Raw genomic sequence first — 23327 nt, 5'->3', positions numbered from 1 at the left:
CCGCCGGGCATGGCCCGGCGCTACCGGAATCGCTTCAACCCGCGTGCGATCCGCGCCACCGCTTCCTGCAACCGCGGCACTTCCTGGGTGTAGGCCAGCCGCACGTGCTGGTTGGCGCGGTGGAAGCCGAAATCCAGGCCCGGGGTGAACGCCACGTGTTCGGTTTCCAGGAAGTGCGCACAGAACGCCTGCGCGTCGTCGGTAAACGCGCTGACGTCGGCGTACAGGTAGAACGCACCCTGCGGTTCCACTTCGATGCGGAAACCAAGCTCGCGCAGGGCGGGCAACAGATAATCGCGACGCTCGCGGAACGCTTCGCGGCGCTGCTCGAAGATCGCCATCGATTCCGCGCTGAAGCAGGCCAGCGCAGCGTGCTGGGCGATGCTGGATGCGCTGATGTACAGGTTCTGTGCCAGCTTCTCCAGGTCCGGCACCGCCGCCGGCGGCGCCACCAGCCAACCCAGCCGCCAGCCGGTCATGCCGAAATATTTGGAGAAGCTGTTCAGCACGAACGCGCTGTCATCCACCTGCAGCACGCTGGCTGCATCCAGGCCGTAGGTCAGGCCGTGATAGATCTCGTCCACCACCAGGTGGCCGCCGCGCGCATGCAGGGCCTTCGATAGTGCGGCCAGTTCGTCGGCGGAGAGCACGGTGCCGGTCGGGTTGGCGGGTGAGGCCACCAGCGCGCCGACACTGTCGGCATTCCAGTGCTGTTCCACCAGCGAGGGAGTGAGCTGGTATGCGGTGTCCGGGCCGACCGGCACCAGCTGCGCGCCGCCTTCCACAAGGCGCAGGAAGTGGCGGTTGCAGGGGTAGCCGGGGTCGGCCAGAAGCCAGTGGCGGCCGGGATCGACCAGCAGGCTGCTGGCCAGCAGCAGCGCCCCGGAACCGCCGGGCGTGACCAGGATGCGTTCGGGATCGATGTCCAGCCCATAGTGGCTGCGATAGAAGCCACTGATCGCCTGGCGCAGGGCCGGCAGGCCGCGCGCGGCGGTATATCGGGTGTGGCCGGCGGCCAGCGCAGCTTGGCCGGCGCGTACGACCGGTTCGGCGGTGGTGAAGTCCGGTTCGCCGATCTCCAGGTGGATCACATCATGGCCGGCCTGTTCCAGCGCCTGTGCGCGGGCCAGCAGGGACATCACGTGGAACGGGGCGATTTCATGGCTGCGCCGGCTGTAGCCCGGCGTGTGGGGCAGGGTGCTCATGCAGCCATGGTACGCCGCGTGCCGGGGTCGGATCCCTTTTGCGTGCAAAAGGGCTCTGACCCGGAGGAGGGGCGCGCGCGATCCATGACGATCCGCAGGGTTGCCGCATTGCCGGGATTGGGGTCAGATCCCTTTTCGGGAAAAGGGATCTGACCCCGTCGAAGACCATTGCATTGATGCACCAGGAGCCTTATCTCATGAAATCCACCCTCTGCCTGTTGCTTGCCAGCCTGATGACCACCACCGCTACCGCCGCCACTCCGCCCGTTCCGCCGGATGCCGCCAAGCATCCGCACGTGGTCAAGGCGCCGTTCGGCGCGACCCGCAACGATGACTATTACTGGCTGCGCGACGACAAGCGCGAGAACAAGGACATGCTGGCCTACCTGCAGGCCGAGAATGCCTATGCCGACCAGCTGCTGGCACCGCTGAAGCCACTGGAAGACACCCTGTACAAGGAGATCGTCGGCCGCATCAAGCAGGACGATTCCAGTGTGCCGGCGCGTGAGCGCGGCTACTGGTACTACAGCCGCTACGAGACCGGCCAGGACTACCCCATCCATGCGCGCCGCAAGGGTGCGATGGAAGCGCCCGAGGAGATCCTGCTCGACGTCAATGCACTGGCCGCCGGCAAGGGTTACTTCAGTGTCGGCTCGATGGAGGTCAGCCAGGACAACCAGCTGTTGGCCTGGGCAGATGATGACGTCGGCCGCCGCCAGTACACCATCCGCTTCAAGGACCTGCGCACCGGCCAGGTGCTGCCCGATGTGATCAGCGGCAGCTCCGGTGATCTGGTCTGGGCCGACGACAACCGCACCGTGCTGTACGTCGAGAACGATCCGGAAACGCTGTTGACCGTGCGCGTGAAGAAGCACGTGCTGGGCACACCGGCCAGTGCCGACACCGTCGTCTACGAAGAGAAGGACGACAGTTTCTACATGGGCATCGGCCGCACCCGCGACGACCGCTTCATCACCATCGGCGTGCACAGCACCGTGTCCTCGGAGGAGCGCTACGCGCCGGCCAGTGATCCGACCACCTTCACCGTGCTTGCGCCGCGCCAGCGCGATGTCGAGTATGACGCTGACCACTACGATGGCCGCTGGGTGATCCGCACCAACGACGGTGCGAAGAACTTCAAGCTGGTCACCGCGCCTACCGATGCCACCTCGCGCTCGCAGTGGCAGGACTGGATCGCGCACGACGCTGCGGTGTTCATCGAAGGCTTCGAGCTGTTCGACAGCTATACCGCCATCGCCGAACGTTCCGAGGGCCTGGAGCGCATCCGCCTGCTGTTCAAGGATGGCCGCAGCGATTACGTGAAGGCTGATGAGCCGGCGTATTCGATGGGCCTGGGCGACAACACCGAGGCCGATACGCCGTGGTTGCGTTACGTCTACACCTCGATGACCACCCCGACCACGGTGTTCGAGCTGAACACTGCCACGGGCGAGCGCCGTCAGCTGAAGCAGCAGCCGGTGATCGGCTATGACGTATCGAAGTACGAAACCGACCGCGTGTGGATCACCGCCCGCGACGGGGTCAAGGTGCCGGTGTCGCTGGTCTACCGCAAGGGCTACCAGAAGGATGGCAAGGGCGCGCTGTTCCAGTACGCCTACGGCAGCTACGGCATGTCGATGGACCCGTACTTCAACCAGACCGCGGTGAGCCTGCTCGATCGCGGCGTGGTGTATGCCATTGCGCATATCCGCGGCGGCCAGGAAATGGGCCGTGACTGGTACGAGAACGGCAAGCTGCTGCACAAGCAGAACACCTTCAACGATTTCATCGACGTCACCCGTGGCCTGGTGGCACAGGGATGGGCGGCGAAAGATCGCGTGGCCGCCTCCGGTGGCAGCGCCGGCGGCCTGCTGATGGGCGCGGTGGCCAACCAGGCGCCGCAGGACTATCGGGTGATGGTGGCGCAGGTGCCGTTCGTCGACGTGGTCACCACCATGCTCGACCCGACCATTCCGCTGACCACCAACGAATACGACGAGTGGGGCAACCCGGAGCAGAAGCCGTACTACGACTACATGCTGTCCTACTCGCCCTATGACAACGTGAAGAAGCAGGCCTACCCGGCGCTGTTCGTGGGCACCGGCCTGTGGGATTCGCAGGTGCAGTACTGGGAGCCGGCCAAGTGGGTGGCCAAGCTGCGTGACGACAACACCGGTCATCTTCCGATCCTGTTCCGCACCAACATGGAAGCTGGTCACGGGGGCAAGTCGGGGCGCTTCCAGCGCTACCGTGAGCTGTCCGAGTCATACGCCTTCGTGCTGCAGCAGCTGGGTATCCAGGACCCGGCCGGCGCCGCTGCGGCGGAATGAGGCACGGTGGCGGCGGTGATATCGCCGCCGCCACCGCTCTGGGTATCCTTGTGCGATGAGCCAGCCCGACCCACCCGTTGCCAAAGCATCGTCCGCGCCGGTCCGGCCGGTACGTTTCCGCTGGGCCTGGTGGCTGCTGGCGTACGTCAGCCTCGGCACCGGCATCGTCGGCATCTTCGTGCCGGGCCTGCCGACCACCGTATTCATCCTGATCTCGGCCTGGGCCGCTTCGCGCGGTTCCGAGCGCCTGCACAACTGGTTGCTGCAACACCCGCGTTTCGGCCCGGCCATCGCTAACTGGCAGGCGCATGGCGCGGTCAGCCGTTATGGCAAGTGGATGGCCACGGTCACCATGGCGGTGTGCGCCGGCATCATGCTGTGGTGCGTGCCGATCGCCTGGGTGAAGTGGTTCTCGATCGGAAGCATGACCGTGGTGGCGATCTGGTTGTGGACCCGGCCGTTGCCGCCAGCCGAGTAACGTCCCCCGCCGGGCATGATCCGGCGCTACCAGGGGGCCCGGTTGCGGTGGCGCCGGGCCATGCCCGGCGGATGCGCGGCACGGCACCCTGCACCAACCGCTCAGCCGCCAATGGCTATACTCGGGGCATGAAGATCCCCCATCGAAACGCCATCCTGATTCCGCTGGCAGCGGCTTCGCTGCTGCTCCTCGCCGCCTGCGGCAACAAGGGCCCGCTGGTACTGCCGCAGAAGCCGGTGCCGGTGGAAGAACTGGTCGAACCGGTTGCCGAGCCCGCCAACGAAGCGACTCCGGCGGAGACCCAGGGCACCGGCACCCCGGCCACGACCGTGGACCCGGCCGCGCCGACGACCCAGCCGGCGCCTGCGCCCGCGAAGAAGGTGGGCAGCGGGAATGAGTGAGGCCGGTTCCAAGGCGCTGCGTTTCAGCAAGATGCACGGCGCGGGCAATGATTTCGTAGTGATCGACCTGCGTGACGGCACCGTGCCGCCTACGCCCGAGCTGGCCGCGCGTCTGGCCGATCGCCACACCGGTGTCGGCTGCGATCAGATCCTGACCATCGAAGCGCCGCGTGCGGAAGGCTCGGTGGCTTCGTACCGGATCTGGAATGCCGATGGTTCAAATTCCGAACAGTGCGGCAACGGTGCGCGCTGCATCGCCGCCTGGCTGGTGCGCGAGGGCAGTGCACAGGGCGATGCGTTCGTCATCGACAGCCCGCTGGCCAGCCACGAAGTGAAGGTGCTGGGCGATGGCCAGTACGCGGTGACCATGGGCGTGCCCGCGTTCGAGCCGGCCAACGTGCCGCTGGTGGGCTTCGCCCATCCGCGCGAGGAATACCTGCTGCCGCTGCAGGGCGAGACCGTGCGTTTTGCCGCAGTGTCGATGGGCAATCCGCACGCGGTGATTGAAGTCGGCCTGATCGATGCCGCACCGGTCGAGCGCGTCGGTTCGCTGCTGCAGCAGCATGCGTCGTTCCCGCGTTCGGTGAACGTGGGCTTCGCCCAGGTGATGAGCCCCGCGCATGCACGCCTGCGCGTGTTCGAGCGCGGCGTCGGCGAAACCCTGGCCTGCGGCAGCGGTGCCTGTGCCGCTGCGGTGACCCTGATGCAGCGTGGCCGCTTGCAGCGCGATGCGCGCATCAGCCTGCCCGGTGGTGACCTCCGCATCCAGTGGCCGGGTGATGGCCAGCCGGTGGTAATGGCCGGCCCGACTGCATTCGTCTTCGAAGGGGAGTGGATCGCATGACCGAAACCGTCGACAAGCTCGGGGCCCACGAAGTTGCTGCCTGGTTGCGGCGTCATCCCGGCTTCCTCAAGCAGTTCCCGGACCTGGCCCTGACCCTGGTGGTGCCCCGCGATGACGGCCCGACCGCATCGCTGGCCAGCTACCAGCTGGAAGTGCTGCGTGAGAAGAACCGCGAGCTCGCGCGACGCTTGGCCGATCTGGGCGCCACCGCACAGGTCAACGAGCGCCTGGCGGTGCGTACGCACCAGCTGACCCTGGCGCTGATGAAGCAGGACAACGCCGCCGACACCCTGCGTGCGATGGCCGCCTCGCTGCAGGAAGACTTCGCCGGCGACCTGGTGCGGTTGGTGGTGCACACGCCGGTGGCGGGACTGGAACAGGCCGATTGGCTGCAGGTGATCGCCGCCGATGATGCGCAGCTCGGTCCGTTCCGCGATTGCCTGAAGGACGGCGAGCCGATCTGTGGCCGCCTGCAGCCGGAAAAGAACGCCGTGCTGTATGGCGTACGCAGCGAAGAAGTGCAGACCACCGCATTGCTGCCACTGCCGGGCGTAGGCCTGATCGCGGTCGGCAGCCATGACCCGAACCGCTTCTACCCGGGCATGGGCACGCTGTTCCTGCGCATGATGGGCGATGCGCTGGTCACCGGCCTGAAGCGCTTCCCGGGCTGAGCAGGACACGACGATGAGCGCGGTACAGGCCTTCCTGCAGCACCTGCAGGTGGAGCGGCGGATGTCGGCGCATACGCTTGATGCCTATCGCCGCGACCTGGACGCTCTGTCGGTGTGGGCCGAGCCGCGGGGCGTGGTGGTGGAAGCACTCGATGCCGAAACGCTGCGCCAGTTCGTCGCCGATGAACACCGCCGCGGACTGTCGGCCAAGAGCCTGCAGCGCCGCTTGTCTGCCTGCCGCAGCTTCTACGCCTGGCTGCTCAAGCACGACCGTATCGAGGTCAACCCGGCGGCGACGCTGAAGGCGCCGCGCGCGCCACGTCGGCTGCCGCAGGTGCTCGATGCCGATGAAGCCGTGCAGCTGGTTGAACTGGAGCCCGAGGGTGAACTCGGCCGTCGTGATCGCGCGTTGCTGGAACTGTTCTATTCCTCCGGCCTGCGCCTGAGCGAAGTGTGTGCGTTGACCTGGCGCGATCTTGATTTTGCCAGCGGCCTGGTCAACGTGATGGGCAAGGGCAATCGCCAGCGCCGGGTGCCGTTCGGCCGACCAGCGCGCGAAGCGCTGCAGGCATGGCGTGCGGAAAGTGGTGGTGGCCCGGCAATGCCGGTGTTTCCCGGTCGCAACGGGTCGATCAGCCAACGCGCGGTGCAGATCCGCATCCGCCAGCTGGCGCAGCGCCAGGGCCTGTTCAAGCACGTGCATCCGCACATGCTGCGGCATAGTTTCGCCAGCCATATCCTGGAATCCTCCGGCGACCTGCGCGGCGTGCAGGAGTTGCTCGGCCATGCCGACATCGCCACCACGCAGATCTATACCCACCTCGATTTCCAGCATCTGGCCAAGGTCTACGACGCCGCGCATCCACGTGCGAAGCGTCGCAGCAAGGACGACAAGGCTGAATAGACCGCCCTTGATCTGGATCAGGGCTGGGCGGATGCAACCGGCGCACCGTGGCCGCAGGCCACGAGGAAACTGCCTGCCATGGCGAAGCCCATTCCGCTGCACCCCAGGCATCCCGAGCGCATCTGCTGGGGCTGCGACCGCTACTGCGCGGCTGACGCGCTGGCCTGCGGCAATGGTTCCGGCCGGACCCAGCATCCGATCGAGACGCAGGGGGAGGACTGGTACATTGCCTGGGGCATCGAGCCCAATCCGGAGCGGCCGTCGCAGGCAAAACGTTGAACGACAGGCGTTCAACGTTCGGGCGGCGGGGCCCGCGCGCATTGCGATGCGCTCGTTGAAAAGGCGCCCGCCTGCCAATGGCGCGCCGCCAAGCGCTGAACGGCAGCCATCCGCACAGGCTTGATCGCACCCGGCGCTGTCCCCATCTCCCGGGAACAGCTATCGGAGGCCGCATGGACCCCAGTCAGAATCCCAACGTTTTCCACGCCACCACCATCGTCTGCGTCCGTCGCGGCGAGCACGTGGCCATTGCCGGCGACGGCCAGGTCACGCTGGGCCACACCGTGATGAAGGGCAATGCGCGCAAGGTGCGACGCCTTGGCCGTGACGGCCAGGTGCTGGCCGGCTTCGCCGGTGCCGCCGCCGATGCCTTCACCCTGTTCGAGCTGTTCGAGGCCAAGCTGGAAAAGCACGGCCAGCTGCAGCGCGCTGCGGTCGAGCTGGCCAAGGATTGGCGCACCGAGCGCCGTCTGGGCAAGCTCGAAGCCCTGCTGGCCGTGGCCGACAAGGAAACCTCGCTGATCATCAGCGGCACCGGTGATGTGATCGAGCCGGAGGACGGCATCATCGCCATCGGTTCCGGTGGTTCCTATGCACTGTCGGCCGCCCGCGCGCTGATGGCGCACACCGAACTGGATGCGCGCACCATCGCCAGTGAAGCGATCGGCATCGCCGGCGACATCTGCATCTATACCAACCGCAACGTGGTGGTCGAGGAGCTGTAACGCTCCCCGATCCGCCGGGCATGGCCCGGCGCTACCGACAACGAATTCGTGAGCACATCCATGTCGAAGATCGAAGTTTCCTCCGCCACCATGACCCCGCGCGAGATCGTGCAGGAGCTGGACCGGCATATCGTGGGCCAGCACGACGCCAAGCGCGCGGTGGCCATCGCCCTGCGCAACCGCTGGCGTCGCATGCAGCTGGTGCCTGAGCTGCGCAATGAGGTGATGCCGAAGAACATCCTGATGATCGGCCCGACCGGCGTCGGCAAGACCGAGATCGCACGCCGCCTGGCCACGCTGGCCAACGCGCCGTTCGTCAAGGTCGAAGCAACCCGCTTCACCGAAGTCGGCTACGTCGGCAAGGACGTCGAGCAGATCATCCGTGACCTGGCCGATACCGCAGTGAAGCTTTACCGCGAACAGGCCAAGGTGCGCGTGCGTACCCAGGCCGAAGAGCGCGCCGAAGACCGCATCCTTGATGCGCTGCTGCCGCGACGTAGTGGCGGCATCGGTTTCGATCCGGAGGTGGCGCGCAACGAGCCGTCGGCACAGGACAACGAGACCCGCATCAAGTTCCGCAAGATGCTGCGCAATGGTGAGTTGGACGACCGCGAGATCGAGCTCGACCTGGCCGCCAACGTCAGCATGGACATCATGACCCCGCCGGGCATGGAGGAAATGGGCCAGCAGCTGAAGTCGATGTTCGCCAACCTCGGTGGTGGCGCCAAGGCGCACAAGCGCACGCTGACCATCAAGGCCGCGCGTCCGCTGCTGATCGAAGAAGAAGCCGGCAAGCTGGTCAACGAGGACGACATCCGTACCGCGGCGATCGAAGCCTGCGAGCAGCACGGCATCGTTTTCATCGACGAGATCGACAAGGTCGCCAAGCGTGGTGACAACGTGGGTGGTGGCGACGTCTCGCGCGAAGGCGTGCAGCGCGACCTGCTGCCGCTGGTGGAAGGCTCCAACGTGTCCACCAAGTACGGCACGATCAAGACCGACCACATCCTGTTCATTGCCTCCGGCGCATTCCACCTGGCCAAGCCCAGCGACCTGATTCCCGAGCTGCAGGGTCGTTTCCCGATCCGTGTCGAGCTGGGTGCGCTGAGCAAGAACGATTTCGTGCGCATCCTGACCGAACCGAAGGCCGCGCTGACCAAGCAGTACGAGGCGCTGCTGGCCACCGAGGGCGTCAAGGTCAGCTTCACCGCCGATGCCATCGATCGCCTGGCCGAGATCGCCTTCCAGGTGAACGAGCGCCAGGAGAACATCGGTGCGCGCCGCCTGCACACCGTGCTGGAGCGGTTGCTGGATTCGCTCAGCTACGAAGCACCGGACCGTGATGGCGAGACCCTTGCAATCGACAGCGCCTACGTCGATACGCACCTGGGCGAGCTGGTGCAGGATCCGGACCTCAGCCGCTACATCCTGTAACGCAGAAGGCCGCTATCCGATGGGGGCGGATCCCTCGCCGTGGCGAGGGCTCTGACCCCGGCCGCTGCAACATGGAAGGCTGCCGCAAGGCGGCCTTCTTCGTTGATGGTCAGCGCGATTGCCGTGTGCGGTAGGCCTGCAGCACCTGATCCATCACCGCATTGGTGCGGGCGGCGCTGACGCCGGTTGACGGCGAGTGGCCGTTGCCACGCAGCTCATCGACCAGAGTGGCGATCAACGGCTGCTGGATCGACGGCGGGTTCGGGATGTCGAACGCCTGCACGCCGGCCTCGGTCTCCAGTACTACCGGAACATCATCGAAGGTGGCAAAGCGCAGCTGACCGTGGTCGCCGGTGATCTCGACCTCATCCTGGCGGCGGAACGCGCAGAAACTCCACTGCGCGATGCCATGCACCCCCCGACCGGCACGAAAGCACATCGAGACGCTGTCCTCGGCGGCATACGCGCCTGCCTGCGAACTGGCCAGGCCACGCACATCGGTCAAAGGCCCGAGCAGGTGATCGAGCAGGTCCAGGGTGTGCGAGCCCAGATCAACGAACAGGCCGCCGCCGGAGATTGCCGGGTTGGTCCGCCAGAAGTCCGGCGACGCGGCATTCGCCGAGTGCGGTCGATGCAGGGTGGCGCGCACGCTGCGCGGTTCACCGATCGCGCCGCTGTCCAGCAGCTGCTTCACCTTCTCGAAGCGGGGCAGGGCGCGGCGGTAATAGGCTACGAACACCGGTACGCCGCTGCGTGCGCTGGCCTCCATGATGCGTTGGCACTGGTCATGGTCCATGGCCATCGGCTTTTCGATGTAGACCGGCTTGCCCGCGGCAATCGCCTTCAATGCGTAGTGCATGTGCGTGGAAGGCGGCGTCGCAACGTAGATCGCGTTCACTTCCGGATCGGCGATGAGCGCATCGGCATCGGCGTACCAGCGGGGAATCGCATGGCGCCGTGCGTAGTCTTCGGCCAGTGCCGCATTGCGGCGCATCACCGCGGCCACCCGTGAGCCGGGCGCGCCGGCCAGAGCCGGGCCGCTTTTCTTCTCGGTGACGCTGCCGCAACCGATGAAGCCCCACGCCACATTGTCCAGGATCATGGGGCCGTCCTCACATGGGGCCGTCGTGGCGGCAGCAATGCCGCTCACGCCTCCGGCAGCGGCTCGGGTACGGTGCCCGGCACGAACACGCCTTCCTTCACGTAGGCGGCCAGGGTCATGTCCAGCGCCAGCATGCCATCGCGCTTGAGGTCCATCAGGTCCGGTTCGACCATCGCCCCGTGCAGCACGCCCAGTACCGTGGCATGCAGCATGCGTGCGGCGATCTTCGGGTCCGCACCCTCGCGCAGCTGGCGCAGGTCCTGTGCGCGGCGCAGGGCGCGCTCCATCCGGTCCAGCGCATCGCGAAAACCGCTCTGCTGCAGTTCGGTCAGCACCCTGGTGTCGGCCGAGGCATCGCTGCGCAGCATGATCTCCATGGTCTTGCGCAGGCGCTCGTCCTCGGACAGCTCGATGAACGAGTGGATCATCACCGCGCGCAGGTCATGCACCGGCGTGTCGCGCTGGTCGGTGGAGGTGCGCTCCAGCTCCTGCATGAAGGGCAGGTGCACCCGTTCGACGATCGCGGTCAGCACCTCGCCCTTGTTCTTGAAATGCCAGTACACGGCGCCGCGGGTGTAGCCGGCGCGGGCACCGATCATCTCCAGCGTGGTCCGGGCCACGCCGTGTTCGTGGAAACAGGCTTCGGCGGCATCCAGGATGCCTTCGCGGGTTGCCTGGGTGTCCTCTTTGGTTTTGCGGGCCATGAGCGGGTACGAGTGCGGGTGAAACGTGGCTGAATTGTACCGCTTTACAAACAAACACGCATGTATGTATATTTCCCTCCCATCATTCCCGTCGTGCGCGTGGCAGGCCTGTCCTGGCTCCCACTTCACGCGGGTGGGCGCTGTCCGCGCGGTCTTCACTCCTGCAAGGGAGGGGCCGTCGTATCAGCACCTGCTGAGATCCCTCCCTTCAAGAGCCATTCCCATCATGTTGCTGAGCCGAATCCGACCCTTCGCGTTGTCGCTGGCGATCGCTGCCACCGTCGCTGCCTGCGGCGGCCAACCCCAGGCGCCCGAACAGGGACCGGGCCAGGTCAGCGTGGTCACGCTGAAGTCCGAGACCGTCGGGCTGACCCGTGAGCTGCCGGGCCGCACCAACGCCTTCCTGGTGGCCGAAGTGCGCCCGCAGGTCAACGGCATCGTCGCCAAGCGCCTGTTCACCGAGGGTGGGATGGTCAAGGCCGGCGAGCCGCTGTACCAGATCGAGGACGCCAGCTACCGCGCCCAGGCCAACAGTGCGCGTGCACAGCTGGCCCGCGCCGAAGCCACCGCCAATGCGGCGCGGCTGAGCGCCAAGCGCATCACCGAGCTGGCCAAGGTCGACGCGGTCAGCCAGCAGGATCTGGAAAACGCCGTGGCCGCGCAGAAGCAGGCAGAGGCCGATGTCGGCGCCGCCAAGGCCTCACTGGATGCCGCCAACGTGACCCTCGGCTATGCGCGCATCACCGCGCCGATCAGCGGCCGCATCGGCAAGTCCAGCGTCACCCAGGGCGCGCTGGTCAGCGCCGGCCAGGCCACGGCGCTGGCAACCGTGCAGCAGCTGGACCCGATCTACGTCGACCTGACCCAGTCCTCGGCCGAGCTGCTGCAGCTGCGCCGCGAACTGGCCGCCGGCCGCCTGCAGGACAACCAGCAGACGCCGGTCAGCATCCTGATGGAAGACGGCAGCACCTTCGAACACAAGGGCACGCTGGAGTTCTCCGAAGTCAGCGTCGATCCGGCCACCGGCAGCTTCGCGCTGCGGGTCAGGGTCGACAACCCCGATGGCCTGCTGATGCCGGGCATGTACGTGCGCGCGGTGATCGGCGGCGGTGTGCGCAGCGATGCGGTGCTGGTGCCGATGCAGGGCATCGCCCGCGATCCGAAGGGCGATACCAGTGCAATGGTGGTCGGCAAGGACAACAAGGTCGAAGTGCGCCCGGTCAAGGTCAGCCGCACCGTCGGCGACAAGTGGCTGGTCGAGGACGGCCTGAAGGCCGGCGACAAGGTCATCGTCGAAGGCCTGCAGAAGATCGGCCCGGGCATGCCCGTGAATGCCACCGAACAGGGCGCCGCCCCGGCCAAGCCGGCCGCCGCCCAACCTGCAGCTGCGGCCGCAGGCGCGAAGTAAGCGGAGAACTCCATGGCACGTTTCTTCATCGATCGACCCATCTTCGCGTGGGTCATCGCGATCATCATCATGCTCGCCGGCGGCCTGGCCCTGTTCAAGCTGCCGATCTCGATGTACCCCAACGTCGCACCGCCGGCGGTGGAAATCAGCGCCAGCTACCCGGGTGCTTCGGCCAAGGTGGTCGAAGACTCGGTGACGCAGATCATCGAGCAGAACATGAAGGGCCTTGATGGCCTGATCTATTTCTCCTCCAACAGCTCGTCCAACGGCCAGGCCACCATCACCCTGACCTTCGAGAGCGGGACCAACCCCGACATCGCCCAGGTGCAGGTGCAGAACAAGCTGCAGCTGGCGATGCCGCTGCTGCCGCAGGAAGTGCAGCGGCAGGGCATCAACGTGGCCAAGTCCAGCTCGGGCTTCCTCAACGTCATCGCGTTCGTGTCCGAAGACGGCAGCATGGATGCCAACGACATCGCCGACTACGTCGGCTCCAACGTCGTCGACCGTCTCAGCCGCGTTCCGGGCGTGGGCAACATCCAGGTCTTCGGTGGCAAGTACGCCATGCGCATCTGGCTGGACCCGAACAAGCTGCACACCTACGGCATGTCGGTGCCGGAAGTGGTCGCTGCGGTGAAGGCACAGAACGCGCAGGTGGCCATCGGCCAGCTGGGTGGTGCGCCGTCGGTGAAGGGCCAGCAGCTCAACGCCACCATCAACGCGCAGTCGCGCCTGCAGACCCCGGAACAGTTCCGCAACATCATCGTGCGCGGTGCGCAGGACGGTGCCGAACTGCGCTTGGGCGATGTTGCCCGCGTCGAGCTGGGCGCCGAGTCGTACGACTTCGTCACCCGTTACAACGGGCAGCCGGCCAGCGGCCTGGCGGTCACCCTGGCCACCGGCGCCAACGCGCTGGATACCGCTGCCGGTGTCGATGAAACGCTGAAAGAACTGGAAGGCTTCTTCCCGGCCGGCCTGAAGGCCGAGATCCCGTACGACACCACCCCGTTCGTGCGCGTGTCGATCAAGGGCGTGGTGCAGACCCTGCTCGAAGCGATCGTGCTGGTGTTCGTGGTGATGTACCTGTTCCTGCAGAACTTCCGCGCCACCCTGATCCCGACCATCGCCGTGCCGGTGGTGTTGCTGGGTACCTTCGGCGTGCTGTCGGTGCTGGGGTTCTCGGTGAACATGCTGACCATGTTCGCGATGGTGCTGGCCATCGGCCTGCTGGTGGACGATGCCATCGTGGTGGTGGAGAACGTCGAGCGCATCATGTCCGAAGAGGGCCTGTCGCCGCTGGAGGCCACCCGCAAGTCGATGAGCCAGATCACCGGCGCGCTGGTGGGTATCGGCCTGGTGTTGTCGGCGGTGTTCGTGCCGATGGCCTTCATGAGCGGCTCCACCGGCGTGATCTACCGGCAGTTCTCGGCGACGATCGTCTCGGCGATGGCGTTGTCGGTGCTGGTCGCGATCGTGCTGACGCCAGCGCTGTGCGCCACCATGCTCAAGCCGCTGAAGAAGGGTGAGCACCATGTCGCCCACCGCGGTTTCGCCGGTCGCTTCTTCAACGGCTTCAACCGTGGCTTCGACCGCACCAGCGAGAGCTACCAGCGTGGCGTGCGCGGCATCCTGCACCGTCCGTGGCGGTTCATGGGCATCGTGGCCGCGCTGTTCCTGCTGATGGGCGTGCTGTTCGTGCGCCTGCCCAGCTCGTTCCTGCCCAACGAAGACCAGGGCGTGCTGATGGCGCTGGTGCAGGCGCCGGTGGGCGCAACCCAGGAGCGCACGCTGGAATCGATCGCCGCGCTCGAAAAGCACTTCATGGAAAACGAGAAGGACGCGGTCGAGTCGGTGTTCTCGGTGCAGGGCTTCAGCTTCGCCGGCATGGGCCAGAACGCGGGCATGGCCTTCGTCAAGCTGAAGGACTGGAAGGACCGTGATGCCGACAACGGCGTGATGCCGATCACCGGCCGCGCGATGGCAGCACTGGGGCAGATCAAGGATGCCTTCATCTTTGCCTTCCCGCCGCCGGCCATCCCAGAACTGGGCACCGCCTCGGGCTACACCTTCTTCCTGAAGGACAACAGCGGCCAGGGTCATGAAGCCCTGGTGGCGGCGCGCAACCAGCTGCTTGGCCTGGCGGCCCAGAGCAGCAAGCTGGCCAACGTGCGTCCGAACGGCCAGGAAGACACGCCGCAGTTCCGCATCGATATCGATGTGGCCAAGGCGACGTCGCTGGGGCTGTCGATCGACCAGATCAACACCACCCTGGCCACTGCGTGGGGCAGCTCGTACATCGATGACTTCGTCGATCGCGGCCGCGTCAAGCGCGTATTCGTGCAGGCCGACCAGGCGTTCCGCATGGTGCCGGAGGACTTTGATCTCTGGTCGGTGAAGAACGACAAGGGCGAGATGGTTCCGTTCAGCGCCTTCGCCAGCAAGCGCTGGGACTACGGTTCGCCACGCCTGGAGCGTTACAACGGCGTGTCGGCCACCGAGATCCAGGGTGAGCCGGCGCCGGGCGTGGCCTCCGGTGATGCGATGGCCGAGATCGAACAGCTGGCCAAGCAGCTGCCGCAGGGCTTCGGTGTCGAGTGGACGGCGATGTCCTACCAGGAACGCCAGGCCGGTTCGCAGACACCGCTGCTGTACACGCTGTCGCTGATGATCGTGTTCCTGTGCCTTGCGGCCCTGTATGAAAGCTGGAGCGTGCCGACCTCGGTGCTGCTGGTTGCGCCGCTGGGTATCCTCGGTGCAGTGCTGGCCAATACCTTCCGCGGCATGGAACGCGACATCTACTTCCAGGTGGCGATGCTGACCACGGTGGGCCTGACCAGCAAGAACGCGATCCTGATCGTCGAATTCGCCAAGGAAAATCTGGAGAAGGGCGCGGGGCTGATCGAAGCGACGATGCACGCGGTCCGCGACCGCCTGCGTCCGATCATCATGACCTCGCTGGCCTTCGGCATGGGCGTGCTGCCGCTGGCGATCTCCAGCGGTGCCGGCTCCGGCGCCAAGCAGGCGATCGGCACCGGCGTGCTCGGCGGCATGGTCGTCGGCACGGTGCTCGGCGTGTTCTTCGTGCCGCTGTTCTTCGTCGTGGTGCAGCGCGTGTTCAAGCGCAAAACCGCCGAATGATGAAATCAGGCAGCGCCGGGCCATGCCCGGCGGATGTCTCACCGCGTAGCCGCCGGGTACGGCCCGGCGCTACCACCGTGATCCCCAAGGTGTTGCCATGAAGCTTCATTCCATTGCTGTTTCCATCGCCGCCGCGCTCGTGCTGGCCGGCTGCTCCACCCTGGTGCCGAAGGACACCGCCGTCGCTCCGGCCATTCCGGCGCAGTGGCCGGCCGAGGCCGCGCAGGGCCAGGTGGCTGACGTCGCCGCCGTCGGCTGGCGCGACTTCTTCACCGATGCGCGCCTGCAGCAGGTGATCGACCAGTCCCTGCAGAACAACCGCGACCTGCGTGTGGCGGTGCTCAATGTTGAACGTGCGCGTGGCCAGTACCGCGTGCAGCGCGCTGATCGCGTGCCGGGCGTGGCCGTTACCGGCCAGATGGATCGCCGTGGTACGGACGCTGGCGTCACCGAGCAGTTCACTGCCGGTGTTGGTGTGGCGGAGTTCGAGCTGGACCTGTTCGGTCGCGTGCGCAATCTCAGCGAGGCCGCCCTGCAGCAGTACTTCGCCGTGGCTGCGAACCGTCGCAACGCGCAGCTGAGCCTGGTCGCCGAGACCGCCACCGCGTGGTTGACCTACGGTGCGGACGCGCAGCGATTGAAGATCGCCGAAGCGACGCTGAAGACCTACGAGGATTCACTGCGACTGGCCGAGGCCCGCCACGAACGCGGTGGCAGTTCGGCACTGGAGCTGACCCAGACCCGCACCCTGGTCGAAACCGCACGCACCGACGCCGCACGCCTGCGTGGCCAGCTGGCCCAGGACCGCAACGCGCTGGCGCTGCTGGCCGGTGGCCAGCTCGACCCGGCGCTGCTGCCCGACGCTGTGGCGCCGAGCCTGCTGGCACTGGCGCCGCCGCCGGCCGGGCTGCCCAGCGACGTGCTGCTGCAACGCCCGGACATCATGTCCGCCGAGCATCAGCTGTTGGCCGCCAACGCCAGCATCGGTGCGGCGCGCGCGGCGTTCTTCCCGAGCATCTCGCTGACCGGCAGCATCGGCAGCGGTTCGAACGAACTGTCCAACCTGTTCGATAGTGGCACCCGCGTATGGAGCTTCCTGCCGAAGATCACGCTGCCGATCTTCCAGGGCGGCAAGCTGCGCGCGAACCTGGCCATCGCCAATGCCGATCGTGACATTGCATTGGCGCAGTACGAGAAGGCGATCCAGGTGGGCTTCCGCGAGACCGCCGACGCACTGGCGCTGAATGTCAGCCTGGATGAACAGGTCGCCTCGCAGCAGCGCCTGGTCGAGGCTGCCGAGCAGGCCAACCGCCTGTCGCAGGCACGCTATGACGCCGGCCTGGACAGCTTCGTGACCCTGCTCGACGCACGTCGTACCGCCTACAACGCGCAGCAGACGCAGCTGCAGGCGCAGCTGGCCCAGCAATCCAACCGCATCACCCTGTACAAGGTGCTGGGCGGCGGCTGGCACGAGCGCGGATAAGCAGCGCTTCTGGTAGGTGCCAACCTTGGTTGGCACGGATGCGTCAGCGCAGGCGGCCGGCATTGTGCCAACCAAGGTTGGCACCTACCAGAGCAGGTAGCGCTACCTTCAGACCGCTTCATCATCCCGGCGCACGCCATGGCAGGCGCGCACGCGCGCCAGCGCGTCACCGGCCTCGCGGGCCATCTGCTCGTACTCGGCGCGGATCTCCTCCAGGCGCTCTTCATCCAGCTCTTCCAGGTCCAGAAGCTCGTTGTTGGCTTCGGCCGTCGCCCGGATCAGCTCGTCCAGCTTGATCTGCATCGCCGCGGTATCGGCGTTCTGCGTGTGCTGGATCAGGAACACCATCAGGAAGGTGATGATCGTGGTGCCGGTGTTGATCACCAGCTGCCAGGTGTCGTTGAAGCCAAACACGGGCCCGCTGATGCCCCATATCACCACGATCATCACCGCAGCCAGGAAGGTCCACGGCGAACCGGTGGCGGCCGCAGCCTTCTTGGCGATCGTATTGAACAGGTTTCTTGCTTTCATCGTCGTCGTCCCACTCAGGTGACGAGGATGATCGGCAGTGGCCCGTGCAGGGGCCGTGCAGCCGTAGTTCGGCTCAGGCGCGCAGGCGCGGAGCGTCCTGCAGCCGCACCGGGCTGGTCTGGTAGACATGCTGCCAGCAGCGGTCTACGAACTCGCGGGCCTGGGACTCGCTCAGCCTCGGCATGATCTGCAGCGCGTACTGGGTCTGGAACATCTCGTCGCGCTGGGCATTGCTTGCGCGCGGTTGGGTGATCAGCGAATCGCAGGCGAACTTGATCCACGGCACGTAGGAACCGAACGAGTTGTGCGGCAGTGCGCCGTCGGCATGCTGGCGGCGCCAGTGATCAAGCTCGGCATCGACATTGATGACCGGGGGAATGGTGGGGACTTCAGCGTGCATGTCGATCCAATCGGTTGAGGTGGATGGGAGTGGGGGTTCATCGCAGTGTGGCGTATGCGCCGGTGCATGCCGCGTCAGCGCGGCGTGCAGCCGGTGTTGCCATCGAGCAGCTGCGCGCGGGTCACGGCACCGAGGTCTTCGGCGATGTCGGCCATGGCATTGCACAGCCGCACATGATCACGCGGATGGGCGCGGATCACTTCCTGCTGCAGTCCCTGGTAAGCGGTCCAGAACGGCGCGGTGCGTCGATGCAGCGCGAACTGCTGCGTCAATCGGTCGCGGATGCCGGCAAGGGCCGGGTCTGATGCAGGGCGTAGGGCGAGCGCGCACATGGCTGGCTCCGCCGGGGAAAGGGGCCCCGGTCATTCCACCCTAGGTGCGATGGCGGGCTCGGGTGTTACCGGCGCGTGTGCATGCCAGGCAACTGACTGTGCACTGGTTCACGGTGATGGCTGCAAACGCTGCCGGCACAAGGATGTGCCGGCACTGAAGCGTTCATTAAGCGGGTTCAACAGGAGGCTGCGCGGTGTTCATTCACCGATGTCTTCGTTCCAGATCTCCGGGTGCTGCGCAATGAAGCCGCCCAGCAGGTCCACGCATTCCTGGCTGTCCAGGTCGATCACCTTGACGCCGTTTTCGCGCAGCCAGTCGATGCCGCCCTGGAAGGTGCGCGATTCGCCGACCACCACGGTGCCGATGTTGAACTGGCGCACCAGGCCCGAGCAGTACCAGCACGGCGCCAGGGTGGTGACCATGATGGTGTCCTGATAACGGCGCTGGCGGCCGGCCTTGCGGAAGGCATCGGTCTCGCCATGCACTGACGGGTCGCCTTCCTGCACGCGGCGGTTGTGGCCGCAGCCGAGCAGACGGCCGTCGTTGTGGTACAGCGCCGCGCCGATCGGCACGCCACCCTCGGCCAGGCCCTGGCGGGCTTCGGCGATGGCGGTCTGCAGCAGGGCCTGGTAGTCGGGCGTGGTGATCATGCGGGGCTCCGGTAAGTCATGGCCCGCCATGATACGGGCAGGGGGTGCCGATGGCCCCCGGCGGTGCGATAATCGGGGCATGAGCGAATCCCCCTACAAATCCGGTACCACCCATTTCGGGTTCCGCGACGTCGCCGCCAAGGACAAGCAGAAGCTGGTCGGCCAGGTGTTCACGTCGGTCGCGCGCAACTACGACCTGATGAACGACCTGATGAGCATGGGCGTGCACCGGGCGTGGAAGCGCTACTACGTCGCCACTGCGCAGGTGAAGCCGGGTGACCGCGTGCTCGATCTGGCCGGCGGCACAGGTGACATCGCCGCGCTGCTGAAAGAGCGCGTCGGCGCCGAAGGTTCGGTGGTGCTGGGCGACATCAACGCCGGCATGCTGTCGGTCGGCCGCGACCGCCTGACTAACCGCGGCCTGGTGCTCGGCCTGGACTACGTGCAGTGCAATGCCGAAGCCCTGCCGTTCCCGGACAACAGCTTCGACCTGGTGACCATTGCCTTTGGCCTGCGCAACGTGACCGACAAGGACGCCGGCCTGCGCGAGATGTACCGCGTGCTGAAGGTCGGCGGCCAGGCCCGCGTGCTGGAGTTCTCCGAAGTCACCGCCGACTGGTTCAAGCCGATCTACGACTTCCACTCGTTCAAGATCCTGCCGAAGCTGGGCAAGCTGTTCGCCAACGATTCGGACAGCTACCAGTACCTGGCCGAGAGCATCCGCAAGCAGCCGCCGCAGGAAGAGCTGAAGGCGATGATGGGGCAGGCCGGTTTCGAGCGCTGCCACTACAAGAACCTGACCGGCGGCATCGTCTCGATCCATTCCGGCTACAAGCTGTAAGCCCCGCTTTGGTAGGTGCCAACTTTGGTTGGCACACGCCCGTCCGCGAGCGATGACAGATCCGTGCCAACCAAGGTTGGCACCTACCGGTAGAGGCCAACCTAGGTTGGCATGCGCCCGAGGCGCAGCGCAGCCCCGGCCGCCCGTACCGCGTCCGTCGCCATTCCGGTAGAGGCCAACCTCGGTCGGCATGCGCCGGAGGCGCAGGATCGGCCCCCCCGCCATTACCCCGCAGCGCGCAACGCCTGCGGGGCCGGACGGAGGTACCATTGGGGTTTGTTCCCCGTAACGGTCCCGATTCATGCGTAATCCGCTGATGCTCCTTCCGCTGGCCGTGGCCCTGGCCGCCGGCTGCTCCCAGGAGGCGGCCGCGCCCGCCGCCGCCCCGACTGCCGAAAAGGCTCCCGCCGCCCCCGTGAACGCCGAAAACCGCAGCCACGATGAAAGCTCGTACGCCGAGCCGGACAAGGTCGTCGTCAAGGACATCGCGCTGGACCTGAAGCTGGACTTCGACCAGAAGCAGATCGGCGGCACCGCCACCTACACCCTGGAATGGAAGCAGAAGGACGCCAAGCAGCTGGTGCTGGACACCCGCGAGCTGAGCATCGCCAAGGTCGAAGCGATCGCCGCTGACGGCGCGCGCAGCCCGCTGCAGTTCGTGCTGGCCCCGGCCGACAAGGTGTTCGGCAGCAAGCTGACCATCGAAACCCCGGAACAGCCGGCCAAGGTCGAAGTGACCTACCACACCGCACCGACCGCTTCGGGCCTGCAGTGGCTGGCGCCGTCGATGACCGAGGGCAAGAAGCTGCCCTTCATGTTCAGCCAGTCGCAGGCGATCCACGCCCGTTCCTGGGTACCGCTGCAGGACACCCCCAGCGTGCGCTTCACCTACAGCGCGCACGTGGTCTCGCGCCCGGACGTAATGGTGCTGATGAGCGCCGACAACGATCCCAAGGCCGCGCGTGACGGTGACTACACCTTCAAGATGCCGCAGCCGATTCCGTCCTACCTGCTGGCCATCGCCGCCGGCGACCTGGTGTTCGAGCCGATCTCCGGCCGCTCCGGCGTCTGGGCCGAGCCGACCATGGTCAACAAGGCCGCCAAGGAATTCGAAGACACCGAGAAGATGATCGGTGCCGCCGAGAAGCTGTACGGCGAATACCGCTGGGGCCGCTACGACATGCTGGTGCTGCCGCCGTCGTTCCCGTTCGGCGGCATGGAAAACCCGCGCCTGACCTTCGCCACGCCGACCGTGATCGTCGGCGACAAGTCGCTGGTCTCGCTGGTCGCCCATGAACTGGCACACAGCTGGTCGGGCAACCTGGTGACCAACGCCAGCTGGAAGGACATCTGGCTCAACGAAGGCTTCACCACCTACGTCCAGGGCCGCATCACCGAAGCCCTGTACGGCAAGGAGATGGCCGAGATGGAAAAGCAGATCGACCAGACCGATCTGCTGGCCGAAGTGAAGGACATGAGCCCGGCCGACCAGGCGCTGGCGCTGCCGCCGCTGAACGAGCGTGACCCGGACGAAGCCCTGAGCCAGGTGGCCTACGTCAAGGGTTCGTGGTTCCTGGAGTTCCTGGAACAGCGCTTCGGCCGCGAAACCTTCGACCCGTTCCTGCGCGGCTGGTTCGATGACCACGCCTTCCAGAGCGCCAACACCGACCAGTTCGTCGAGTACCTGAAGAAGAACCTGCTGCCGAAGAATCCGTCGGCGGTGACCGAGGCCGAACTGAAGGCGTGGCTGGACGAGCCGGGCATTCCGGCGTTCGCAGCCAAGGCGCAGTCGCGCAATTTCAGCAGCGTCGATACCGCGCGCATCGCCTTCGCCAGCGCCGGCACCGTGCCGAGCAGCCAGGTGATTGCCGAGTGGAGCACCCAGGAGTGGGTCCGCTTCATCGATGGCCTGGGCGCCACCCAGCCGCTGGACAAGCTGGCCACGCTGGACAAGGCGTTCCACTTCACCGGCACCCCGAATGGCGAGATCGCCATGCGCTGGTACCCGTTGGCGATCCGCAGTGGCTACGAGCAGGCCAATGAAGGCGCAGCCGCGTTCATCGAGCGCGTCGGTCGTCGCAAGCTGATCATGCCGATCTACGCCGAACTGGTGAAGACCCCGAAGGGTCTTGAGCTGGCCAAGCAGGCCTTCGAAAAGGCCAAGCCGGGCTACCACCCGATCACCACCGCCTCGGTGCAGGATCTGCTGGATAAGGCAAGCGCCGGCAAATAATCGTCGGCGTTGGTGCGAAACAAAAAAACGGCAGGGAAACCTGCCGTTTTTTGTGGTTGCAACCATCGGTCGCGGTGTCACGTTCATGATGGCGGAAGGAGGCGTTGGGTCTGCGTGATGGGTGTCTGCAAGGGTTTTTGAAGATTGTTGTATGGATTTCCCTGGACCTGAGCTTGAACATTCTCTCTTGCATCAACGGGGCTGGTTGCCAGCCGCTGGATGCAGTGCAGTCCATTGCATATCCGACAGGTATGCAATCTTCAATTCCATCAGGCCGGTTTCCGCAGCGTTGCGGGCGAGGGGCATTTCCATGAAAACGTCAATGCAAAGATACATGCGGCCCGCCACGTTTCCGGTTCTGAGCGGTCTGGCTCTCGCAGCTCTTCTCCTTGCCACACCCGCAGTCTCTACCGCATCGCCTGCAGAAGCGATGCTGTTCAAGTCCGCAAATCTCATCAAGTACTCCACTGGGGAGTCCATCCCCACTTTCAGTGGCAGTTTGCGTCTCTATCAAAATGGTGACCAGACGGCCTGGATTGGAGAAAGGGGGATTGTGGCCATCGTGCTTTGCGGGCAAGAGCCTTGGTTCAACCCGGTTAGGACGGGGTTGCCCAGTAGGGGCGACGACCCGGAGGCTTTGGCTGCCGTAACATGGATGTACGCCGAGCTGAGCCGCAGAATCTCGATGGTAGCCAGCGCAGCCGCTGAAGTGCGGGGTGATAACGGCGTTGGCAAGGTGCGTAAAACCGAAGTCGAGGTGCCATGGGCGTACGGCATCGAAAGATACGAGGTCTCCAGCGATCGGACCCCTGAAGGTCATGAGCGTATCCGACTCTGGAAACTGGGCACCATCCACTCGACCCCTTCAGCAGGAGGGGGCCCCACTGAGGTTACGTCTGCGGAGAAGAAGGCGCGCGAAGCCTCCCTGGAAAGTAATGGCACATGGCATGAACTGGTGATCATTCCGGGGATGCGACCCTTCCGGCTTCCTCCTGGGGTGTCCTTTCAAGGCTGGCGTTCAGCCAGTGGCTCCGGTTTCCGCACTGTGTCCGCTGCGCGGAAGGCAGGTCATGGTTGCGGCCTCCAGCGATGAGATGCTTGCCTGACGTCGCGATGGGCAGAAGCGGCAGGTGAATGTCACCGATGGGGAGGTGTTCGCAGAAAAGAGTGAGCTTGCACCGGTGGGTTCCTGGAACAGGATGGTGATCAGCGGGGATAGGCAACGTGCCTGGTTGT

22 protein-coding genes are annotated in these 23327 nt (G+C 65.8%); 15 read left to right on the top strand and 7 right to left on the bottom strand.

Features of this window, described 5'->3' with window-relative positions; all coding sequences use genetic code 11:
* Nucleotides 1–20 precede the first annotated feature (20 nt).
* Nucleotides 21–1205, bottom strand: a complete 1185-nt coding sequence (locus V9K93_RS06090; protein WP_337302211.1) for a pyridoxal phosphate-dependent aminotransferase — start codon at nt 1203–1205, stop codon at nt 21–23.
* Between the two features lie 197 nt (nt 1206–1402).
* Between V9K93_RS06090 and V9K93_RS06085 the strand changes: the two genes are divergently transcribed.
* The 9 genes from V9K93_RS06085 (at nt 1403) to hslU (ending at nt 9271) form a co-directional block, all read left to right on the top strand.
* Complete coding sequence (locus V9K93_RS06085) at nt 1403–3535, top strand: S9 family peptidase (protein ID WP_046985002.1); 2133 nt, start codon at nt 1403–1405, stop codon at nt 3533–3535.
* A 55-nt stretch (nt 3536–3590) separates the two neighbouring features.
* Nucleotides 3591–4013: a YbaN family protein gene (locus V9K93_RS06080; RefSeq protein ID WP_337302210.1), complete on the top strand. Its 423-nt coding sequence runs from the start codon at nt 3591–3593 to the stop codon at nt 4011–4013.
* A gap of 128 nt (nt 4014–4141) precedes the next feature.
* A complete protein-coding gene (lptM, locus tag V9K93_RS06075; protein ID WP_012512147.1) occupies nt 4142–4414 on the top strand; it encodes an LPS translocon maturation chaperone LptM in 273 nt (90 codons plus the stop codon).
* Nucleotides 4407–5258 carry a diaminopimelate epimerase gene (gene dapF, locus V9K93_RS06070; protein WP_046985004.1) on the top strand — a complete coding sequence of 284 codons (852 nt, stop codon included), beginning with the start codon at nt 4407–4409 and terminating at the stop codon, nt 5256–5258. The genes lptM and dapF overlap by 8 nt, the downstream gene beginning before the upstream one ends.
* On the top strand, nt 5255–5929 hold the full coding sequence (locus tag V9K93_RS06065) for a DUF484 family protein (RefSeq protein ID WP_006393359.1): 675 nt from the start codon (nt 5255–5257) through the stop codon (nt 5927–5929). Before dapF ends, V9K93_RS06065 begins: the two co-directional genes overlap by 4 nt.
* A gap of 13 nt (nt 5930–5942) precedes the next feature.
* A complete protein-coding gene (xerC, locus tag V9K93_RS06060) occupies nt 5943–6833 on the top strand; it encodes a tyrosine recombinase XerC (RefSeq protein ID WP_046985005.1) in 891 nt (296 codons plus the stop codon).
* A 78-nt stretch (nt 6834–6911) separates the two neighbouring features.
* Nucleotides 6912–7112, top strand: a complete 201-nt coding sequence (locus V9K93_RS06055; RefSeq protein WP_046985006.1) for a DUF3079 domain-containing protein — start codon at nt 6912–6914, stop codon at nt 7110–7112.
* A gap of 173 nt (nt 7113–7285) precedes the next feature.
* Nucleotides 7286–7837 (top strand): ATP-dependent protease subunit HslV, encoded by a 552-nt coding sequence (hslV, locus tag V9K93_RS06050; RefSeq protein WP_005411093.1) that lies wholly within the window; start codon nt 7286–7288, stop codon nt 7835–7837.
* Nucleotides 7838–7897: 60 nt separating this feature from the next.
* Nucleotides 7898–9271 (top strand): ATP-dependent protease ATPase subunit HslU, encoded by a 1374-nt coding sequence (gene hslU / locus V9K93_RS06045; protein ID WP_046985007.1) that lies wholly within the window; start codon nt 7898–7900, stop codon nt 9269–9271.
* Between the two features lie 109 nt (nt 9272–9380).
* On the opposite strand, the gene V9K93_RS06040 is transcribed toward hslU, so the two are convergent.
* Together V9K93_RS06040 and smeT are read right to left on the bottom strand one after the other, a co-directional pair.
* Nucleotides 9381–10373, bottom strand: coding sequence for a Gfo/Idh/MocA family protein (locus V9K93_RS06040; protein WP_337302209.1), 993 nt, complete (start codon nt 10371–10373; stop codon nt 9381–9383).
* Nucleotides 10374–10417: 44 nt separating this feature from the next.
* The gene (gene smeT / locus V9K93_RS06035; protein WP_337302208.1) at nt 10418–11077 is read right to left on the bottom strand and encodes an efflux transporter SmeDEF transcriptional repressor SmeT; all 660 of its coding nucleotides are present in this window, start codon (nt 11075–11077) and stop codon (nt 10418–10420) included.
* Between the two features lie 226 nt (nt 11078–11303).
* On the opposite strand from smeT, the gene smeD reads away from it, so the two are divergent.
* The 3 genes from smeD (at nt 11304) to smeF (ending at nt 17103) form a co-directional block, all read left to right on the top strand.
* Nucleotides 11304–12485, top strand: a complete 1182-nt coding sequence (gene smeD, locus V9K93_RS06030) for a multidrug efflux RND transporter periplasmic adaptor subunit SmeD (protein WP_032976547.1) — start codon at nt 11304–11306, stop codon at nt 12483–12485.
* A gap of 12 nt (nt 12486–12497) precedes the next feature.
* Entirely contained in the window at nt 12498–15620 is a 3123-nt protein-coding gene (smeE, locus tag V9K93_RS06025) for a multidrug efflux RND transporter permease subunit SmeE (RefSeq protein WP_337302207.1), read from the top strand.
* 97 nt (nt 15621–15717) lie between these two features.
* Entirely contained in the window at nt 15718–17103 is a 1386-nt protein-coding gene (smeF, locus tag V9K93_RS06020) for a multidrug efflux RND transporter outer membrane subunit SmeF (protein ID WP_046985012.1), read from the top strand.
* 108 nt (nt 17104–17211) lie between these two features.
* Here the strand turns inward: smeF and V9K93_RS06015 are convergent, their stop codons facing one another.
* The 4 genes from V9K93_RS06015 to V9K93_RS06000 form a co-directional block, all read right to left on the bottom strand.
* Nucleotides 17212–17634, bottom strand: a complete 423-nt coding sequence (locus V9K93_RS06015; RefSeq protein ID WP_012512139.1) for a low affinity iron permease family protein — start codon at nt 17632–17634, stop codon at nt 17212–17214.
* Nucleotides 17635–17707: 73 nt separating this feature from the next.
* Nucleotides 17708–18034, bottom strand: a complete 327-nt coding sequence (locus V9K93_RS06010) for a hypothetical protein (protein WP_006393104.1) — start codon at nt 18032–18034, stop codon at nt 17708–17710.
* A 74-nt stretch (nt 18035–18108) separates the two neighbouring features.
* On the bottom strand, nt 18109–18366 hold the full coding sequence (locus tag V9K93_RS06005; RefSeq protein ID WP_295382056.1) for a hypothetical protein: 258 nt from the start codon (nt 18364–18366) through the stop codon (nt 18109–18111).
* Nucleotides 18367–18564: 198 nt separating this feature from the next.
* Entirely contained in the window at nt 18565–19017 is a 453-nt protein-coding gene (locus tag V9K93_RS06000; protein ID WP_046985014.1) for a nucleoside deaminase, read from the bottom strand.
* A gap of 79 nt (nt 19018–19096) precedes the next feature.
* Between V9K93_RS06000 and ubiE the strand changes: the two genes are divergently transcribed.
* The 3 genes from ubiE (at nt 19097) to V9K93_RS05985 (ending at nt 23184) form a co-directional block, all read left to right on the top strand.
* Entirely contained in the window at nt 19097–19858 is a 762-nt protein-coding gene (gene ubiE / locus V9K93_RS05995) for a bifunctional demethylmenaquinone methyltransferase/2-methoxy-6-polyprenyl-1,4-benzoquinol methylase UbiE (RefSeq protein WP_337302206.1), read from the top strand.
* 301 nt (nt 19859–20159) lie between these two features.
* Nucleotides 20160–22091 carry a M1 family metallopeptidase gene (locus V9K93_RS05990; protein WP_337302205.1) on the top strand — a complete coding sequence of 644 codons (1932 nt, stop codon included), beginning with the start codon at nt 20160–20162 and terminating at the stop codon, nt 22089–22091.
* 430 nt (nt 22092–22521) lie between these two features.
* Complete coding sequence (locus V9K93_RS05985) at nt 22522–23184, top strand: hypothetical protein (RefSeq protein WP_136639028.1); 663 nt, start codon at nt 22522–22524, stop codon at nt 23182–23184.
* The last annotated feature ends 143 nt before the right edge of the window (nt 23185–23327 follow it).

It is taken from the genome of Stenotrophomonas sp. CCNWLW162, assembly GCF_037203745.1.
GTDB lineage: Bacteria > Pseudomonadota > Gammaproteobacteria > Xanthomonadales > Xanthomonadaceae > Stenotrophomonas > Stenotrophomonas maltophilia_AQ.
This window is presented reverse-complemented; position numbering and strand designations above follow the sequence as displayed.

Bases quoted from the DNA above. Each gene is read 5' to 3' on its own strand.
- V9K93_RS06090 (WP_337302211.1), bottom strand. From the start codon at position 1,205: ATGAGCACCCTGCCCCACACGCCGGGCTACAGCCGGCGCAGCCATGAA.
- V9K93_RS06085 (WP_046985002.1), top strand. From the start codon at position 1,403: ATGAAATCCACCCTCTGCCTGTTGCTTGCCAGCCTGATGACCACCACC.
- V9K93_RS06080 (WP_337302210.1), top strand. From the start codon at position 3,591: ATGAGCCAGCCCGACCCACCCGTTGCCAAAGCATCGTCCGCGCCGGTC.
- lptM (WP_012512147.1), top strand. From the start codon at position 4,142: ATGAAGATCCCCCATCGAAACGCCATCCTGATTCCGCTGGCAGCGGCT.
- dapF (WP_046985004.1), top strand. From the start codon at position 4,407: ATGAGTGAGGCCGGTTCCAAGGCGCTGCGTTTCAGCAAGATGCACGGC.
- V9K93_RS06065 (WP_006393359.1), top strand. From the start codon at position 5,255: ATGACCGAAACCGTCGACAAGCTCGGGGCCCACGAAGTTGCTGCCTGG.
- xerC (WP_046985005.1), top strand. From the start codon at position 5,943: ATGAGCGCGGTACAGGCCTTCCTGCAGCACCTGCAGGTGGAGCGGCGG.
- V9K93_RS06055 (WP_046985006.1), top strand. From the start codon at position 6,912: ATGGCGAAGCCCATTCCGCTGCACCCCAGGCATCCCGAGCGCATCTGC.
- hslV (WP_005411093.1), top strand. From the start codon at position 7,286: ATGGACCCCAGTCAGAATCCCAACGTTTTCCACGCCACCACCATCGTC.
- hslU (WP_046985007.1), top strand. From the start codon at position 7,898: ATGTCGAAGATCGAAGTTTCCTCCGCCACCATGACCCCGCGCGAGATC.
- V9K93_RS06040 (WP_337302209.1), bottom strand. From the start codon at position 10,373: ATGATCCTGGACAATGTGGCGTGGGGCTTCATCGGTTGCGGCAGCGTC.
- smeT (WP_337302208.1), bottom strand. From the start codon at position 11,077: ATGGCCCGCAAAACCAAAGAGGACACCCAGGCAACCCGCGAAGGCATC.
- smeD (WP_032976547.1), top strand. From the start codon at position 11,304: ATGTTGCTGAGCCGAATCCGACCCTTCGCGTTGTCGCTGGCGATCGCT.
- smeE (WP_337302207.1), top strand. From the start codon at position 12,498: ATGGCACGTTTCTTCATCGATCGACCCATCTTCGCGTGGGTCATCGCG.
- smeF (WP_046985012.1), top strand. From the start codon at position 15,718: ATGAAGCTTCATTCCATTGCTGTTTCCATCGCCGCCGCGCTCGTGCTG.
- V9K93_RS06015 (WP_012512139.1), bottom strand. From the start codon at position 17,634: ATGAAAGCAAGAAACCTGTTCAATACGATCGCCAAGAAGGCTGCGGCC.
- V9K93_RS06010 (WP_006393104.1), bottom strand. From the start codon at position 18,034: ATGCACGCTGAAGTCCCCACCATTCCCCCGGTCATCAATGTCGATGCC.
- V9K93_RS06005 (WP_295382056.1), bottom strand. From the start codon at position 18,366: ATGTGCGCGCTCGCCCTACGCCCTGCATCAGACCCGGCCCTTGCCGGC.
- V9K93_RS06000 (WP_046985014.1), bottom strand. From the start codon at position 19,017: ATGATCACCACGCCCGACTACCAGGCCCTGCTGCAGACCGCCATCGCC.
- ubiE (WP_337302206.1), top strand. From the start codon at position 19,097: ATGAGCGAATCCCCCTACAAATCCGGTACCACCCATTTCGGGTTCCGC.
- V9K93_RS05990 (WP_337302205.1), top strand. From the start codon at position 20,160: ATGCGTAATCCGCTGATGCTCCTTCCGCTGGCCGTGGCCCTGGCCGCC.
- V9K93_RS05985 (WP_136639028.1), top strand. From the start codon at position 22,522: ATGCTGTTCAAGTCCGCAAATCTCATCAAGTACTCCACTGGGGAGTCC.